Here is an 18205-nt window from a genome sequence, read left to right as displayed (position 1 = left end):
TCGGACAGACTGCGGTTTCTGGTCGGACAACCGCGGTCTCGGGTCTGTGCCCGCGGCTCACAGCCGGGCGAGCAGATCCCTGGTGAACAGGTCCTCCGGCGAGAGGATGCCCGCGACCACGCTGAAGTAGCGCTCGGTGAGTTCCGGTGAGTCCTGGACGGCGCGCAGGAGGCTGAGCAGGTGGGGGTCGGGATCGAGGCGGGCGGTGACGAGGTTGGTGTGGTACGTCGGTTTCATCTGCGTGTCCCGGGCGCTGGCGAAGCGGGCCAGGGCGGCCTGCTGGCGGACCGGGTCGTTGATCGTGGCCGTCGGGTCGTCGCCGCTGGTGAGTTCGGCGGCGAGGAGTTCCGACTGGTGGAACGCGTCGGTGATGCCGTGCGCGTTGATGGAGTCCTTGTGGTGGCCGGCGTCGCCGACGAGGGCCCAACCGGGGCCGTGCGCCTGGCGGAAGAAGTTGCGTTGGTCGCCGGTTCCGTAGAGGCGCTCGGCCATGGTCGCCTCGGTGAGCCGCTCCCAGAGGGGCGGCGCCGTGGCCTGGATGTTGGCCAGGTAGGCGGCCTTGGGATCGCGCCGTACCTGCGCGAACTGCTCCTGGGGCAGGTAGGAGGCGATCAGGGTGAGGTCGTCGTGGGTGCCGACCGCGGCGACCCAGCCGCCGGTGCGTTCGTAGATCTCGAAGTGGGCCGGAATCCCGGACCAGTAGGTGAAGTAGACACAGGTGAGGTTGGGATGTTCGGCGTAGAGGGGCGCGTCGACGAACTTGGCGACGGTGGAGCGCATCCCGTCGGCGCCGATGACCAGGTTGGCCCGTTCGGTCGTCTCGGCGCCGTTCGCGGTGCGCAGCCGGACGCCGGTCACCCGGCCGTCCTCGGTGGTGAGGCCGGTCACCAGCGTCTGTTCCCGGACCTCGACGCCGGCTTCCGCGGCGGCTTCGGCGAGGATGGGGTCGAGGACATATCGACGGGGAGCGAAGGCGCCGACCACACCCGGTAGCGTCGGTGCCGGCCCGCGCAGGTAGACGTCGGCCACGCGGTAACTGACGGTGGTCAGCGGTGGGCAGCCGGTCTGCCGTATCCGGTCGAGCAGGCCCCAGCGGGCGAGCCGTTCGACCCCGGACTGGTGGATGTACAAGGTGGACAGCGTGTCACTCGGGTATTTGGCACGTTCCAGCAGGAGCACCCGGTGTCCCGCTCGGGCGAGCAGGAGCGCCGTTGTGGCACCCGCACAACGCGCCCCCACCACAATGGCGTCATAGGTCACCACTCCATCGTCGGGCCGGTCACCGGCCCGACCAACTCTGCTCGTGCCCGACCTGCGTCCGGCTGTCGCCCCGATCCGGAGGTCGAACCGGGCCGAGGCGGAAGCGCCGCGCTCGATGCCCGCGTATCCGGGTGGGCGACGCACGGCGGGGCTCCGGTGGCCGGTGTCGCGTTCGCCGTCGAATTCGGTGGCGGTCGCCCTACCTGACCATTCCAGCCAGGAAAAGGGGCCTTCCGGGTTAACCGCGTCGTCCGGAATGACATTCGAGCGGGTGCGCCGCGACGCCGCGTCGGCGCATCTCCCATTGACGATGGCGATGGCGATGGCGGACATTCGCGCCCGATTCCGACCTGGCCCAGATTCGCGTACCTCGGACTGGCTTGTCCGGCTACGGATGTTCGCCAATCCGGCGAGGCCCACGTTCCGGGTGCTCCGGCTGGCCGAACGCCCCGGCGACGCCGCGTGGCCGGCCCGGCTCACCGGCGGCGACGCAAACCGCCTGGTGCGGTGCGGTGCGGGTGCTGGGTCCGGCCCGCGGCGACCGGCCCGACGAGCACGACAGCGGTGACGGTCGCGATCCGCGTCTGCCGCGAACGTTTTGCCACCGCTTGGTGGTCAATGGCCAGTTCGGAATGGCCGACGACTGACGACCTGGGCGATTGATCTCCCCGTTCTGTCGGCAATCGTCATTCCCTTGACTCAACTTTCGGCGATGATAATATCGTCTACGCTCTATGCGCCGCACGGGACGACGCAGCGCGTCCCGTCGAATGTCGTCCCATCGGACTGCGATCACCCTGGACGGGAACGTGCACCCAGTTTCGCCGCCGCCGGATGTCGGCGTCGGACAGGCCACCTTCGACGCCCCGACCTGAGCATTCGACGGCACCACCTGCCCGAGCAGTTCGCCCTGACCCGCCCGAACGCCGGACCGGCCGCTGCGCATCGCCGGCATTCCGGCCGGTCACGTGACCACCCGATCCCATTCACCGCCGACTTGTCCTGACAGGAGCAAGCCATGTGGAGACAGCACGTGCCGAGACTGCACATCCCTCGTGTCGCCGGCCTCGCGGCGGCGCTGGTCCTGGTGGCCAGCACGGGCCTGGTCGCGGCGCCCGGCAGCACGGCCTTCGCCGTCACGCAGGTGTCCTCGAGCGTGCAGGGCTCGGATCACCGGACGTACACCGCCACCAACCACCTCACCGCGGCGGCGTTCCGCGGCGGTCCCCGTGAGTGGCTGCTGGCCTGGGCCGGCGCGGCGGACGCGTCGAACCCGGCGGCCAAGGACTTCATCGCCGTCATCGACGCGACGCAGGGCTCGCGGACGTACGGGCAGGTGGTCAACACGGTGACGTTGAGTCCGCAACGTCAGAACGAGCCGCACCACATGCAGTACATCTGGCACAAGGGCCAGCGGATCTTCGCCGCGAGCATCCTGAGCGACACCGCCTACGTGTTCGACTCGCGGAGCCTGCCGGTGCTTCGCCTCACCGGTGTGAACCTTCCCGTCGACACGCCGTGCGGCTCCGCGCCGGACGCGTTCTGGTCCCTGCGCGACGGCACCGCCTACGCCACCTATCTCGGTGGCCCCGACATCGCCGGGCCCTGCCGCTACACCAACGGCCAGGTCCGCGTCGGCAACGGCGCCAACGGCTCGCCCGGCCAGGTGGTCCGGATGTCGGCCGACGGGCGCACGCTGGCCGAGATCCCGATGGCGCTGCCGAACGGCGAGGACCCGGCGGTCTGCCACAACCGGCCGAGCATCACGCCGGCGACGTGCGCCAACCCGCACGGGCTCCAGGTCCGCGAGGACCTCAACGTGCTTGTCGCGAGCGACTTCGCCGAGCTCAGGAGCTTCCTTGAGCCCTCCGACGTGGAGACCGACCCGCTCCTGCTGCGGACCAGCATCCGGGTCCTGGACATCACCAACCGGAACAATCCGAAGCTGCGCTCGGTGTCGTACCTGCCGGACGGGCCGCGCGTGGACGACTCGATCGCGGTCAACGAGAACCGCATGGTGATGGAGAACGCGCTCACCAACCAGCGTCGGCACCGGGGCGCCTTCGCCTCCACGATGGCCGGTGGTTCGATCTTCTACACCCCCGACATCACCAGTCGCTCGCCGAAGTGGCGGGAGATCTTCGACGACACGGCGGCGTACCGCAGGTTCGACCCGACCGGGGTGCTCACCGGGTCGAACGCCGGCGGTAGCTGGTTGCAGGTCACCCCGGACGACCGGTTCCTGATCCACACGGTCATGGGCACCGACCCGCGGTTGCCGCGCGACGTCACCAGCGGCATGGTCTTCGTGCTGGACATCCAGAAGCTCCTTGCGTCCGGCGCCAACCCGGCGTGCAACATCGACACGATCGAGGAGGTCGCCGCCGGCGGGGCGGAGTCCGACTGTCCCGCCCTGACCAGTGTCGTGCCGGTCGCCGACAAGGTGACGCCGAACATCGGCGTCGGGCCGCACTGGGGCAGCCAGGACATGTTCACCCGGGACCGCAACGGCTTCTACCGGGAGGCCGACCACATCGAGCGGGTCGCCACCTCGAACTACTTCGTCGCCAAGACCGGCCTCGACGGTGACCACCGCATCTGCATGTTCAACCTCGACCGCGCCGGCGTCCTGTCCCCGGACACGGCGTTCCGGGACGAGCGGACGCACCAGTCGTGCGTGAGCTTCAACCGCCAGGACTGGCCGCACGGCAGCGTCGGCGTGGCCCGCCCGCACGGCGTGCTCTTCGTGGTCAGCGACAAGGTCCTCCGCTGACCGGGTAGCAACGCCGGACAGACGGTGAACCGGACGAGGCGCAGCGACCGCTGCGCCTCGTCCGCTGTCCGGGTGCTGCCACGGGAGCCCGCCGGGCGGGGGCGGGGTGCCCGGGTGGTCGGTCAGGGCAACCGGCCGCTCACCGCCGTGACGGTGCCGTGGGGCACCCAGGTGGTGCTCTGGTGGTCGTGGCCACCGGCGCCCGGAACGAACAGTTGGCTCGCCGCGTAGAGGCGCAGCGGCCCGGCGGGCACGGCGCGTCGGCGCATCCACGTCAGGTACCCGACTCCGGTCGGCGGTTCGAGCGGGAACAGCTCGGAGAGCTCGGTCAGGTACGCCGTCGGGGCGTCGTCGCGCACATCGAAGCGCAGCGGCAGCAGCGGACCGCTCGGGATGGCCAGCAGCGGCCCGGTGAGCAGCCACGGCGCCAGGTAGCTGCCCTGCGCGGGCAACCGGTCGGCCGCCACCTCACGGAGCGTCGTCTCGGCCGCCGCCCATCCGGACACCACCAGCAGCGGGTGGTCGCCGGGGTCGGTGACGCGGAGCTTCGCGGCGGCGCCGGCGGCCTCGACGAGCTGCCGGGCCGCGACGCCCCGGGGCGAGTCGTCGGACCGGACGGAGATCGTGGTGACGCCGCGTCCCGCGATGAAGGACACCATCGCCCGCAGCGCGTCGGCGTCCTCGGCGGTCAGCTCCTGGGCCGGACAGTCCGCCAGGGGTCCCCCGGCGCCGGCGAGCACGGCTCCCAGGCTCGCGCTGGCGCACTCGGGGCCGTCCGGGGTGGTCACGTCCGGACCGGGGCCGGCCCGGCCCGTGTCGACGGCGAGGGAGGCAGTGACGCCGCCATGGGCGAGCCAGAGCCGGCTGCGGCCGGCCGGCAGCCGGACCAGCCCCCACGATCCGGTCGTGCCGGGCCGGGCGCCCGCCGCGGCCAGCCGGCCCGGGTCGAGGCCGACCCGCACGTCGTCGGCGCCGACGTGGACGAGGTTCCAGCCCGGGCGATGCGGGGTGACGAGCACGGGCAACCGGTGTCCGGCGACGTCGACCTGCCGCACCATCGGGATCCCCACGTCGGCCGGCGCGGGCGGCAGGGGGACACCGACCAGCCCGACGCCCGCCACCAGCGCGACCGCCGCCGTCACCGCCTGGAGCCGGCGCGACGCGGGCCCGACCGTCACCGCCACGGCGGCGAGCCCGAAGTACGCGACGCTGAGCCAGCCGAACATGAACCACAGCAGCGTCGCGTCCAGCCGCACCCCGCCGCGCACGCAGGACGCCGTGGCGACGCCGGCGGTGACCAACGCCGCCCCGGTGGCCACCGGACCCAACGCGACCGGGCCGGCGCCACGGCGACCGGCGAGCATCGCGGAGATCGCGCCCACACAGCACATCGCGGCCAGGAGCCCGGCGACGGTCAGTGCCCGGGCCGGGGACCCGTCCGGCACGGCCTGCAGGACGCGACCCGCGCCGACGACCGTGCCGAGCGCGAGCGCCGCCCGGGGGCGGGTCACCAGCCAGGGCAGTGTCAACGTCGCGAGCGCGAGGAGGACCGAGGGCGCCACCGCGGTGCCGCACGCCTCGATCGCGCCGAGGTCCGCGACGGCGGCGACGACCGCGGCGACGGAGGTCCGCGACCGCTCCGCCCGGCCGCCGCCCCAGGCCGTCGCCACGGCGGCCGTGGTGGCCAGCAGGCTCAGGCAGTGGACGACGACCGCGAGGCCACCGGTCGGGGCCGGGCCGGCCGGAGCGTCGTGCTCGTGCGCCCAGGCCGGGGCGGCGCTGGTCGCCACCGCCACGGCGGCCAGGACGGCCACCGTGCCGGCGCGGTAGACGTGGGTCCTCATCGGACGTGGCTGCCGACGACACGGCGCAGGCTGTTCGGCACCGGCGACTCCAGTCCCGGGCAGTTACGACGATCAATCACCTCCCGCACCATAGACAACGCGGGCACGGAATTCCACGTCCGCGACGCCGGTGGGCCGGTGGACGTCCGGGCCGGTCCGGGCGGCGCCGGCCGTCCCCGTCGTCCACCCCGGCGGGCGGTCGCGGGTCCCGCCGCCGACGTGGCGCACAGCGACGCCGCCGGTCCCGGTTCACCGTCGTATTCAGCGGCAGCCGCGTCGGCCCGACGATTCGAGCCGGAAATAAAGCACTGCGAGTCGCCGCGTCTCTCGGAACACCATTTGAGTGCCGGTGTCACGACACCGCTCACGCGTGTCTTCTATTGTCGACGGCAATGGCGACATGCGCCTCCGACGGCTGGCCGGGGCGCATCGTTGATGACATGTCGCAGGGCGGTGCGCATACCGCGGCACTGACCGCCGGACCTGCCAGGATGTGGCTCGCTGCGGACAAAACGACGGGCGAGCACTCCCGGAGATGCGCCGCCGGAAACAGAGTGTGATCCTGGGTCATCGACCGGTGTGAGCGAGCGATGTCTTTTACCTGGTTCTCGTGATAACGAGAACCAGCGCCGCTTGCCTCAGGTGCGGAGCAGAGCATCGGACCGCCATATGGCTCAACAGTCCAATCAAAGTCGAGCGTGAGTGGAGCAGCCGTGACAACGCGCGTCAGTGATCAGGAAACGCCGGATTCTGCTGCTCCGGCGGAGGAGCTCTTGGGTGAGTTGTTCGCGGCGCAGGCAGCCCGGACCCCCACCGCGGTGGCGGTGGTGTCCGGGAACGTGTCGCTGTCCTATGCGGAGCTGGACGCGAGGTCGAACCGGCTGGCCCGGTACCTCGCCGCACGCGGCGCCGGGCCGGGCCGGCTGGTTGCGGTGGCGACCGAACGGTCCGCGGAGATGATCGTCGCGGTCCTGGGGGTGCTCAAGTCCGGCGCGGCCTACCTGCCGATCGACCCGGCCAACCCCGCCGACCGGATCGCGTTCATGCTCGCCGACGCCGCCCCCGCCGCCATCCTCACCTCGCGCGCCCTGGCCACCACCACGCCGGGCGCGGCGTCGGACGGCGGACAGCCGGGCGTGCGCGACGGGCTGACGATCATGCTGGACGACCCGGCGGTGCAGGCCGAGGTGGCCGCGCTGCCCGACACCGCGGTGTCCGACGCGGACCGCGTCGCGCCGCTGTTGCCCGGGCACCCGGCGTACGTGATCTACACGTCGGGCTCGACGGGCCGGCCCAAGGGCGTCACGGTGGAGCACCACTCCGCGGCGTGGTTCGTGTCGTGGGCGGCGTCGACGTTCGGCGCGGACCGGTTCCGCCGGGTGCTGGCGTCGACGTCGTTGAGCTTCGACGTGTCGGTGTTCGAAGTGTTCGGACCGCTGGCCTGCGGCGGGTGTATCGAGGTGGTGCAGGATGTGCTGGTGCTCGCGCGGGGCGGCTGGTCGGGCAGCCTGATCAGCACCGCCCCGTCGGCGATGGCGGGGGTGCTCGCCGCCGCGGAGACGTCCGCGACCGCGCAGACGGTCGTGCTGGCGGGCGAGGCGCTGACCGGGCCGGTGCTGCGGGCCGTGCGGGCGGCGGTGCCCGGCGCCCAGGTGATCAACGCGTACGGCCCGACCGAGGCCACGGTGTACGCCACCGCCACCACCGGGGACCTGGCGGCCGGGCCCGAGCGGGACGACCGCCCGGTGCCGATCGGCCGGCCGCTGCCGGGCGCGCAGGTGTACGTGCTGGACGACCGGTTGCGGCCGGTCCCGATGGGGGGAACCGGCGAGCTGTACCTCGCCGGCGCGGGGCTGGCGCGGGGCTACCTGAACCGGCCGGCGTTGACGGCGGACCGGTTCGTGGCGTGCCCGTTCGGCACGGGGGAGCGGATGTACCGCACCGGTGACCTGGTCCGGTGGGCCGGTGACGGCGAACTGGAGTTCCTCGGCCGCGCCGACGACCAGGTGAAGATCCGGGGATTGCGGATCGAGCCGGGTGAGATCGAGGCGGTGCTCGCCGCGCAGCCCGGAGTGGGCCGCGCGGTGGTGGTGATGCGGGAGGACCGCCCCGGCGACCCGCGGCTGGTCGGCTACGTGGTGCCCCGGCCCGGCGCTCAGGTGGATCCGGCGGCACTGCGGCAGGAGGCCGCCCGCAAGCTGCCGGGTTACATGGTGCCGGCCGCGGTGATGGCGTTGGACACGCTGCCGCTGACGGTGAGCGGGAAGCTGGACCGGCTGTCCCTGCCGGCGCCCGACTTCGGCGCCGCCGCCGGTGGTCAGGAACCCACCACCCCGCAGGAGGCGGTGCTGGGTGAGCTGTTCGCGCAGGTGCTGGGCGTCGACCGGGTCGGCGTCGAGGACAACTTCTTCGACCTGGGCGGTCACTCGCTGATGGTGACGCGGTTGATCAGCCGGGTGCGCTCGGCGCTCGGCGTGGAGCTGGACATCCGGACGGTGTTCGAGAATCCGACGGTCCGGTCGCTGGCCCGGTCGCTCGGGGAGGCGACCGGCGCGCGCACGCCGTTGACCCGGGTGGTGGACCGGCCGGAGCGGCTGCCGTTGTCGTTCGCGCAGCAGCGGTTGTGGTTCATGAACGAGTACGACGGCCCGAGCCCGTTGTTCAACGTGCCGTTCGCGTGGCGGCTGCGGGGCGGGCTGGACGCGGAGACGCTGATGGCCGCGCTGCGCGACGTGGTGGGCCGACACGAGGCGCTGCGTACCGTCTTCGCGGTCGCCGACGGCCAGCCGTACCAGCGGGTGGTGGACGCCGCGGTCGCGGTGCCGCAGGTGACCATGGCGGTGGCCGACGAGGCCAGCCTGCCGGGCCTGCTGGAGCAGGCCGTGCGGTACGTCTTCGACCTGGCCGGCGAGCTGCCGGTGCGCGCGTGGCTGTTCCGGACCGGGCCCACCGAGCACGTGCTGGTGCTGGTGATGCACCACACCGCCAGCGACGCCTGGTCGGCCGAGGTGCTGGTACGGGACCTGAGCGAGGCGTACCGGGCGCGGCTGGCGGGGCGGGCGCCGGAGTGGGCGCCGCTGCCGGTGCAGTACGCCGACTACACGCTGTGGCAGCGCCGGCTGCTCGGCGAGGACCGCCACTCCGACGGCGTGCTGGCGCGGCAGCTCGATTTCTGGCGCTCCGCGCTGGCCGGGTTGCCCGACCAGCTCGACCTGCCGGCCGACCGGCTGCGCCCGCCGCAGCCGTCGCATCGTGGCGGCCTGGTCGAGCTGGAGCTGGACGCCGGGTTGCACCGCGGTCTCGAGGAGGTGGCGCGCGCCAACCGGGTGACGGTGTTCATGGTGTTGCAGGCCGGGCTGGCCATGCTGCTGTCGCGTTCCGGGGCGGGCACCGACATCCCGATCGGCACGATGGTGGCCGGTCGCACCGACGAGGCGCTCCACGATCTGGTCGGGTTCTTCGGCAACACGCTGGTGCTGCGGGTGGACCTGTCCGGGGACCCGAACTTCGGCGAGTTGCTGGGCCGGGTGCGGGAGCTGGACCTGACCGCGTTCGCCAACCAGGACGTGCCGTTCGAGCGCCTCGTGGAGGAGCTCAACCCGGTCCGGTCCGCCTCGCGGCACCCGCTGTTCCAGGTGATGCTCACCATCGACGACGACACCAGCCAGCAGTGGCAGGTGCCGGGCCTGGAGGCGCGGGCCGAGTCGCTGGCCGGTGAGACGGCCAAGTTCGACCTCAGCATGTTCTTCCGCCCGGAGTACGAAGCCGACGGTTCGCCGGCCGGGATCCGCTACTCGTTCGAGTACGCCCGGGACCTGTTCGACGAGTCGACGGTGCACGCCCTCGGTGGCCGATTGGCGCGACTGCTGGACCAGGCCGCCGCCGACCCCACCCGGCGGATCAGCGAGCTGGACCTGCTGACGCCGGCCGAGCGGGAGCTGGTGCTGCACCGGTGGAACGACACCGCCCTCGAGGTGGAGGCGGCGACGGTGCCGGGGGTCTTCGCGGCGCAGGTGGCCCGGAACCCCGACGCGGTCGCGGTGGTCGACAGCCGGACGAGCCTGACCTTCCGGGAGCTGGACGAGCGGTCCAGCCGGCTGGCGGCGTTGCTCGTGGACGCGGGCGTCACCGCCGAGTCGCGGGTCCTCGTCGTGATGCGGCGGTCGTCGCAGCTGTGGGTGGCGCTGCTGGCGGTTCTGAAGGCGGGCGGCGTGTACGTGCCCGTCAACGTGAGCTGGCCGGAGTCGCGGATCGCGTTCGTGGCCGGCGACGTGGGCAGCGTGGCGGTGCTGTGCGACGAGGAGCTGACGGACCTGGCCGAGCGGGTGCGCCCGGACGGGGCGCCGATCCTGTTGGCGACCGCCGGGGACGCCGCCACCGGGTCGCGGGCGGACTTCCGAGGCGCGGAGATCCACCCGGACCAGTTGGCGTACGTGATCTTCACGTCCGGGTCGACCGGGGTGCCCAAGGGCGTCGCGGTGACCCACCAGGACGTGGTGGACATGGTGCGGGATCCGGGGTGGCCGGAGGGCGTGCACGAGCGGATGCTGGTGCACTCGCCGCACTCGTACGACATCTCGACGTACGAGCTGTGGATCGCGCTGCTGCGCGGCGGCACGCACGTGGCGGCGCCGCCGGAGGAGATGAGCATCTCCCGCCTGGCGGAGGTGATCCAGTGGGCGGCCCCGACGGCCATGTGGCTCACGTCGGCGCTGTTCGACGCGGTGGCGGCGGAGCAGCCGTCGGCGCTCGCCGGGCTGCGGATGGTGGTGGTCGGCGGCGACGCGGTGTCCGGCACCGCGGTGCGGCGGGTGGTCGAGCGGTGTCCGGGCGTGCTCATGGTGAACGGGTACGGGCCGAGCGAGTCGACCACGTTCACGACGTTGCACGCGATGACCGAGTTCTCGGACGAGCAGGCGGCGCAGCCGGTGCCGATCGGCGGCCCGATGGCCAACATGCGGCTGTACGTGCTCGACAACAGCCTGCGGCCGGTGCCGGTGGGCGTGACGGGTGAGCTGTACATCGCCGGCGCGGGCATGGCGCGCGGGTACATGAACCGACGCGGGTTGACCGCCGAGCGGTTCGTGGCGTGCCCGTTCGAGACGGGCGAGCGGATGTACCGCACCGGCGACCTGGTCCGGTGGAACGCCGACGGTCTGCTGGTGTTCGTGGGGCGCGTCGACCTGCAGGTGAAGATCCGCGGCTTCCGGGTCGAGCCGGGCGAGATCGAGGCGGTGCTCGTCGCGCAGCCGGAGGTGGGCCAGGCCGCGGTGGTGGCCCGGGAGGACCGTCCCGGTGACCGGCGGCTCGTGGCGTACGTGGTCCCGACGCCCGGTGGTCGGGTGGACCCGGCGGCGGCCCGGCAGGAGATCGCGCGCACGCTGCCGGAGTTCATGGTCCCGTCGGCGGTGGTGGTGATGGACGCGTTGCCGTTGACGGTGAACGGGAAGCTGGACCGGCGTGCGTTGCCGGTGCCGGACTACAGCGCGGTGGCCAGCGGCCAGGCGCCGGGCACGGCGCGCGAGTCGGTGCTGTGCGACCTGTTCGCCCAGTCCCTGGGCGTCGACCGGGTCGGGGTCGACGACAACTTCTTCGACCTGGGCGGCCACTCCCTGCTCGCCGCCATCCTGCTGGCCCGGCTGGAGGACCAGCTCGACATCAAGATCGGGCTGAAGGCGTTCCTCGCCAACCCCTCCGTCAAGGGCGTCACCAGCTACGTGTCGTCGGCCGACGCGCCGGAGCCCAGCGCCCCCGTCAACGCGGTCTGAACGCGGAAAGGCACCGGGCCTGGTGGAGATTCCACCAGGCCCGGTGCGTTGTGGGGGTGCGCCGGCGGGTTACGTCAGTTCGCGCTGAGGTAGTTGTAGAGGCGGCGGACGCCTTCGGCGACGGTGTCCTCGCCCTTGGCGAACGCGATCCGGATCTGCGGCGGGCCGCTGCGGTCCGAGCCGTAGAAGCAGAGGCCGGGCACGACGCCGACGCCGCCTTCGCGCAGCAGGCGTTGGGTCAGCTCCGCTTCCCCCTCGCCGGGGCGCGCGAACGAGGTGGCGTCACACATGACGTAGTAGGCGCCGGCCGGCCGCTGGAACTCGATGTTGCACTTCTCGAGACCGGTGACGAGGATGTCGCGCCGCTTGCCGTAGACCTCCCGCAGCTCCTCGAAGTAGCTGTTCGGCAGCGAGAGGGCCGCGGCGCCGGCCGCCTGGAACGGGGTCGGCGCCGCGATGGTGAGGAAGTCGTGCACGCGGGCCACCCGCTCCATGAGGCGCTGCGGCCCGGTCACCCAGCCGACCCGCCAGCCGGTCACGGAGAACATTTTGGAGAGCGCGTTGATCGTGATCGACTGCTGGTCCATCCCGGGGACGTCGGAGATCCTGGGCGGCCGCTCGTTCGTGAAGTAGAGCTCGTCGTAGATCGCGTCGTGGATGACGATGATGCCGAGCCGCAGGCAGACGTCGGCCAGGCCCTGGATCTCCTCCCCGGTGAAGACGCGCCCGGTCGGGTTGTGCGGTGAGTTGATGATGATCGCGCGGGTGTTCCGGTCGGCGACGGCGGCGATCTCGGCCGGGTCCAGCACCCAGTCCGGCCCCTTCAGCTGGACGTAGCGGGCTTCCACGTCGATGAGCCGCAGGTTGACCGCGTAGGACTCGTAGGCCGGCTCGACGATGATGACGTTGGAGCCCTTCTCCGCCACGGCGAGCAGCGTGGCCAGCATGCCCTCGGTCGCCCCGCACGTGACGCAGATCTGCGTCTCCGGGTCGTAGGGCGTCGGCATCTCCCAGCGCCGCTGCTCGAAGTCACTGATGGCCCGGAGGAACTGCTCGCTGCCGCGCGGCGACGTGTACTGGTTGTCGTTCGAGCGGATGGCCGCCACGGCGGCCTCCTGAAGGCTCAACGGAAGCGGATAGCTCGGGATGCCCTGGGCCAGGTTCACCGCGTCCGCTGCCTGGCACGCGCGGGTCATTCCACGGATCACCGACTCGCCAGCGGGAATGTTCGCTGGCGACCTGAATATGTTCTCCAGATCTGACGTCACCGACATGAGCTGCTTCCTTCCGGGATTGACGGGTCGCCGGGGTGGAACCCCGACGGTCTGCGCGGTCGAGCCGCCGCCGCGCGTGATCGGTTCGAGGGGCCGGTCCCACGGGGGGATCACGAAGATGTCGATCGATGTGTGTCCCCGAGCCTGCCACGGCGGTCCCGGCCCGTGTCGCCGGCCGTCGTGCGCCGCGACGCGCGGAGTCGTGGGGCGGTCCGGCGCGGGCCCGGCGAGGGGGCGCACGCGCCGCCGCGGTGGCCGCGGCTCGGTCGGGACGGCCGGATCGCGGGCGGGGCGCGCGGATCGCGGCGCCGGGCGGGCGGACGGCCACGCCACGGTCGCCGGCCGCGGGGCCGACCGCGCGGCGGATCCGGCCACGAGCCGGGCCGTCCGGGGCAGCAGCCCGGGACGACGACGCGGCTCGTGGACCATCTCGACGGGAGGGGGTGGCACCGGTGACTAGTCGAGCTGCGCGCAGATCTCCTCGAGGAGGCGGTACTCGGCCGCCTCGTCCTCGTCTCGGCCGCCCAGCATGTAGTAGCCGAACTTCATGTGCTCCATCGGGCCGTTGATCTGGAGGATCCCGTTCCGGAGGTCGGTGATCGCCGCTTCCACGTCCTCGAGCTCCACCTCGGTGTTCTCGCGGATGTAGAGGGCGGTCATCCGTCGCGCGGGAAGGATCTCACCGTGCCAGGCCCGAACCTGGGGGGACTCGTTGTAGGTGTCCCAGTACATGCGCGAGCCGGGAATGATCCCGGGCGCCGCGACGGAGATGCTGGTGATCAGGTCGCGGTACTCGTCGGCCATCGACAGCCAGCTGTTCACCTCGGTCTTGAGGTTCTTCATCGTCGTGCCCGGCAGGCCCATGATGCCCGACGCGTACAGCTTGTAGTCGAGGTCGCGGGCGAGCTCCAGCGCCTCCCCGATCCGCTCCGGCCCCTTGTTGATCCCCTTGGAGTCGGCCTTGAGCAACTTCGGGTCGAACGCCTCCAGCCCGACGTTCCAGGTGCGCACGAACCCCTTGCACAGCTCCGCCGACTCGAGGAACTCGTAGACCAGACCGTAGGCCAGCATGAACCGGTGCTTCTGCAGGATCGGTGACTTGGCGCAGGCCTCGGCCATGTCGTTGAGGTAGGAGATGTTTCCCTCCCACTGCTCACGCGAGAAGCCGAGCGTCGAGTCGCCGGCGGCGTACACGTTCGCGCCGATGTCCCCGACGATGTTCTCCAGCACCGGGATCGCGGACGCGACATCGGTCGTCTTCGGCGTCAGGCCCTGGATCGAGCAGTGCTTGCACCGGCGGCCCGGCCGCTTTCCCCAGGTGCACCCGCCGTCCAGCGGCACCGTGACCATCCGCTTGAGGTCGTAGTGCTGGGAGTACCAGACGTTGAACGCGCGGTCGTAGTGCTTCTCGAGCTGGTCGATGATGAGTCGGTAGTCGGGCAGGATCCGACGGTCCAGCGGGAACGTGCCGGCGTCCTGGTTGACGACCTCACCACCGGCTGACCGGTACGCCACGGAGGGGACCTGGCTCAGCTCCAGCCCGCCCTGCAGGTGGGTCAACAGGCCCATCATGGTGAACGGACCGTTGTTGCCGGTGCTGATGAAGTCCACCAGGCGGCTGCCGTACTTCCCGGTCAGTGTCTCCTGGTAGAGGATGCCGGCGTGGTCGTTGCCGAAGACGATGACGGCCTTGGGGTTGACCCGCTTGATCTCCGCCGCGACGATCATGGCCCACAGCGTGGTGGCCGTGTAGACCGTGAAGGCGGCGACGTCGGGCGGGTCCTCGTTGATGGCGGTCCGGACGTGCTGCCAGTCCAGGTGGCTCATGTCGATGTAGCGCCACGGGAGGTCCGGGAAGCACCTGTCCTGATACGTGATCATCTCGACCAGGGCGGCGTGCGGGTACACGGACCCCTCGTTGAGGTGCCGTTCCTCCTCGGACCTTCCGTCGAGCATGGCGTTGCCGGCGTCGTGGGCATCGCGATGCGCGGAGGTGAGCGGCAGACCGAAATACCATACCGATCGAAGCTTCTTCGATGGTTTCGGCACCGAGGCGCCGAGATAGTCCCAGCGGTAGCGAGGATCGGCCCCCACGATTTCCTGAATGGGCTTGAGGCTCATCTTCATGGCCACCACCTCCGACTATTCACAGGTCCTGTGGCCCTGTCCCGAATATCTCGATGAAAAGCGTCACGTCTCTCGACGCGGGACGGTCCGGCCGAAAGTATTCAAGCCCCCATTCTTCAGAGCGACCAGGGAGGCGGCATCTCGCAGCTTGCTGGGGTGCACGCATCCCGGCTCACCTGGGCGTCCTTCCGCCCCGGCGGGCTCCGCAATGAGAAAGACGCCATCGGTGCCGGTAACGCCGAAGATGGCTCTGACACCCAGTCGGCCCTGCCGGGCTCACGCAGCGGGCAGCGGCTTCGCTCGTCCGACACCGCGGCTGACGGCATGGGGAAGGCGCCCGTTTCTGGTTCGCAGAGGAGGAAGATCGCGATGCCTGAACAGCCTGTCGGCCGCGCGGTGGTACTCGGCGGCAGCCTGGCCGGCCTGCTCGCCGCCAATGTGCTCGCCGAGGTGTATCCCGAAGTGCTCGTCGTGGACCGCGACGAACTGGCCGGAGTGGCGGGTTACCGGAAGGGCGTTCCGCACGGTCGGCACGCCCATGGTCTGGTCGCCCGCGGTCAACAGATCCTGGAGAAGCAGTTTCCCGGGCTGACGGCCGACATGGAAGCCGCCGGCGTCCAGCCCGGTGACTTCAGCGGCGCGATTCGCTGGTACTTCAACGGAATGCAGCTCCGCCAGGCGAATACCGGCCTGCTTTCGGTGCCGTGCACCCGCCCGGTCATCGAGCACCAGGTGCGTAACCGGGTGGAGAAGGTCAGCAACATCCGTTTCCTGGAGGGGTACGACATCGTCGGCCTGGAGGCGACGCCCGACAAGAGCCGGATCGTCGGCGCGCGGGTGCAGCGTCGCGACGGCGGTTCGGACCCCGAGGTGCTCCGTGCCGACCTGGTGATCGACGCCACCGGGCGGGGGTCGAGGACGCCCACCTGGCTGGAGGAGCTCGGCTACTCCCGGCCGGAGGAGGACCGGGTGAAGGTCGACCTCGCCTACACCACCCGCCACTACCGGGTCCGTAACGACCCGTTCGGCAGCGACATCGCCGTCATCGCGGCGGCGACACCCACGCATCCGCGCGGCGCGTTCTACTACCGGCTGCCCGGCGACGACGGACGGGTCGAGCTGTCGCTCACCGGTGTTCTCGGCGACCACCCGCCCACCGACCCGGACAAGTTTCTCGAGTTCGTCCGGTCGGTTCCGGTGCCGGAGATCTACGAGTCCGTCCGCGAGGCCGAGCCGCTCAACGACCCGGTGATGTTCCGCTTCCCGGCGAGCGTTCGCCGCCGCTTCGAGCGGCTGACGCGATTCCCGGCCGGGTTCCTGGTCATCGGCGACGCGGTCTGCAGTTTCAATCCCATCTATGCCCAGGGCATGGCCATCGCCGCGGTCGAGTCCCGCGTCCTGGCGGACAAGCTCAGCAGCACGCGCGTGCCGGATCCGCTCGAGTTCTTCCAGGAGATCTCCCGTCAGATCGACTCGCCCTGGGAGTTCGCGGCGACCGCGGACCTCGGCTACGCGGGCGTGGAAGGCCGGCGGACCGCCAAGATCCGCATGATCAACGCCTACGTGGCGAAGGTCCAGCGGGCCGCCGTGCACGACCCGAGTCTCACCAACGCCCTCATGCGGGTGGCCGGCCTCATCGACGAGCCGACGTCCCTGCTCCGCCCGGGCCGGATGCTCCGTGTGCTGCGGCAGGCCGGTCGCCGGCCGAACCGGGTCCCGGCAGCGGCGCCGCTCGGCGCCGGCCGCGACTAGCGCCGGGACGTGCCGTCCGCGAGTACGCCACGATCTTCTGCTTCGCCCTTCCGAGCGAACCACCTGCTCAGCTCCACCCCGCGTCGCCCGTTGCGAGGCGACCCCGCGTCAGCGGACGTCCGTTTAGGAGGAACACGATGGTGACTGTTCACGCACCGGGCAAGACCGAGCTGGTGCATCGCGCGTCCGAGCTCGTTCCGCTCCTGCGGGAGAAGGCGCCCTGGATGGACGAGAACCGGCGGCTCCATCCCGATGTCATCGAAGCGCTGACCAGCGCCGACCTGCTCAAGATGCGGGTGCCGACCCGCTACGGCGGCTTCGAGTCCGACATGGAGACCGTCGTCGACGTGATCGCCCAGCTCGGGCGGGGCGACGGCTCGACCGCCTGGACGGCCTCGGTGTGGGCGATCAGCACCTGGATGATGGGGCTGTTCCCGGACGAGGTGCAGGACGAGGTGTTCGCGACGCCCGACGTCCGGATCAGCGGCATCCTCAGCCCCGGCGCGGTGGCCGTGCCGACGGACGGCGGCTACATCGTCAACGGCAAGTGGTCGTTCAACAGCGGCGTGCAGCAGAGCACGTGGAACACGAACGCGGCGGTCACGCCGACCGAGGACGGCGGGATGGCGCCGGTCATGACGCTCATCCGGAACTCCGACCTCCAGGTCGTCGACGACTGGCACACCTCGGGCATGCGCGGCTCCGGCAGCGTCACCACGATCGCGAAGGACCTCTTCATCCCGACGGAGCGGGTGCTCCAGATGGGGCCGGTGCTCCAGGGCCAGCACCTGTCCAAGCTGAACGCGGACTCGCCGATCTTCAAGGCGCCGTTCATGCCGACCGCGTGCGCGACGATCAGCGCGCCCGCGCTCGGCCTCGCGATGGGCGCCAAGGACGTGTTCCTGGAGCGGCTGCCCGGCCGGAAGATCACCTACACCGCATACGAGAACCAGAGCGAGGCGCCGGTCACCCACCTGGAGATCGCCGAGGCGGTCACCAAGATCGACGAGGTCGGGTTCCACGCCCACCGGGCGGCCCGCATGCTCGACACCAAGGGGGCCGCGGGGGAGCAGTGGACGCTCGAGGAGCGGGCCCGCGTCCGGCTCGACCTGGGTGCGGCATGCCAGCGGGCCAAGGAGGCGGTCGACATCCTCGTCGGCGCCAGCGGCGGCTCGTCGATCTACCGCGACGTGCCGATCCAGCGCATCCAGCGGGACGTGCAGACGCTCAACCTGCACGCCATCCTGCACCCGAGCACCAACCTGGAGCTCTACGGCCGGATCGTCTGCGGTCTGGGCCCGAACACCCCGTTCATCTGATCGGCGTGTCCGTCGGCCGCCCGGGGCGCTCTCGTCAGCGCCTCGGGCTCCGGCGCGCCGCCGTCCTCGATCTGAGCCCAGCGCCGCT

The 18205-nt window shown here is 71.3% G+C and carries 8 protein-coding genes; 4 read left to right on the top strand and 4 right to left on the bottom strand.

Annotation, left to right across the window (positions count from 1 at the left end; translation table 11 throughout):
• Positions 1-57: 57 nt before the first annotated feature.
• The gene (locus ACIA6B_RS14465; RefSeq protein WP_396773481.1) at positions 58-1593 is read right to left on the bottom strand and encodes an FAD-dependent oxidoreductase; all 1536 of its coding nucleotides are present in this window, start codon (positions 1591-1593) and stop codon (positions 58-60) included.
• Between the two features lie 685 nt (positions 1594-2278).
• Between ACIA6B_RS14465 and ACIA6B_RS14460 the strand changes: the two genes are divergently transcribed.
• The gene (locus ACIA6B_RS14460) at positions 2279-4033 is read left to right on the top strand and encodes a hypothetical protein (RefSeq protein ID WP_396773479.1); all 1755 of its coding nucleotides are present in this window, start codon (positions 2279-2281) and stop codon (positions 4031-4033) included.
• Between the two features lie 122 nt (positions 4034-4155).
• Here ACIA6B_RS14460 and ACIA6B_RS14455 read toward each other — a convergent pair whose 3' ends face one another.
• The gene (locus tag ACIA6B_RS14455; protein ID WP_396773477.1) at positions 4156-5877 is read right to left on the bottom strand and encodes a hypothetical protein; all 1722 of its coding nucleotides are present in this window, start codon (positions 5875-5877) and stop codon (positions 4156-4158) included.
• A 773-nt stretch (positions 5878-6650) separates the two neighbouring features.
• Here ACIA6B_RS14455 and ACIA6B_RS14450 point away from each other — a divergent pair.
• Complete coding sequence (locus ACIA6B_RS14450; RefSeq protein WP_396773475.1) at positions 6651-11645, top strand: amino acid adenylation domain-containing protein; 4995 nt, start codon at positions 6651-6653, stop codon at positions 11643-11645.
• Positions 11646-11719: 74 nt separating this feature from the next.
• Here the strand turns inward: ACIA6B_RS14450 and ACIA6B_RS14445 are convergent, their stop codons facing one another.
• Positions 11720-12841 carry a pyridoxal phosphate-dependent aminotransferase gene (locus ACIA6B_RS14445; protein ID WP_396773473.1) on the bottom strand — a complete coding sequence of 374 codons (1122 nt, stop codon included), beginning with the start codon at positions 12839-12841 and terminating at the stop codon, positions 11720-11722.
• Positions 12842-13375: 534 nt separating this feature from the next.
• Positions 13376-15046 (bottom strand): B12-binding domain-containing radical SAM protein, encoded by a 1671-nt coding sequence (locus tag ACIA6B_RS14440; protein WP_396773472.1) that lies wholly within the window; start codon positions 15044-15046, stop codon positions 13376-13378.
• Between the two features lie 369 nt (positions 15047-15415).
• Between ACIA6B_RS14440 and ACIA6B_RS14435 the strand changes: the two genes are divergently transcribed.
• Positions 15416-16798 (top strand): FAD-dependent oxidoreductase, encoded by a 1383-nt coding sequence (locus tag ACIA6B_RS14435; RefSeq protein ID WP_396773671.1) that lies wholly within the window; start codon positions 15416-15418, stop codon positions 16796-16798.
• A gap of 137 nt (positions 16799-16935) precedes the next feature.
• Positions 16936-18117 carry an acyl-CoA dehydrogenase family protein gene (locus ACIA6B_RS14430; RefSeq protein ID WP_396773470.1) on the top strand — a complete coding sequence of 394 codons (1182 nt, stop codon included), beginning with the start codon at positions 16936-16938 and terminating at the stop codon, positions 18115-18117.
• Positions 18118-18205: the final 88 nt, after the last annotated feature.

This window comes from Micromonospora sp. NPDC051141 (genome assembly GCF_044455765.1).
GTDB lineage: Bacteria > Actinomycetota > Actinomycetes > Mycobacteriales > Micromonosporaceae > Micromonospora.
The sequence above is the reverse complement of the archived record's forward strand: the minus strand, read 5'-3'. Positions and strand labels throughout refer to the sequence as shown.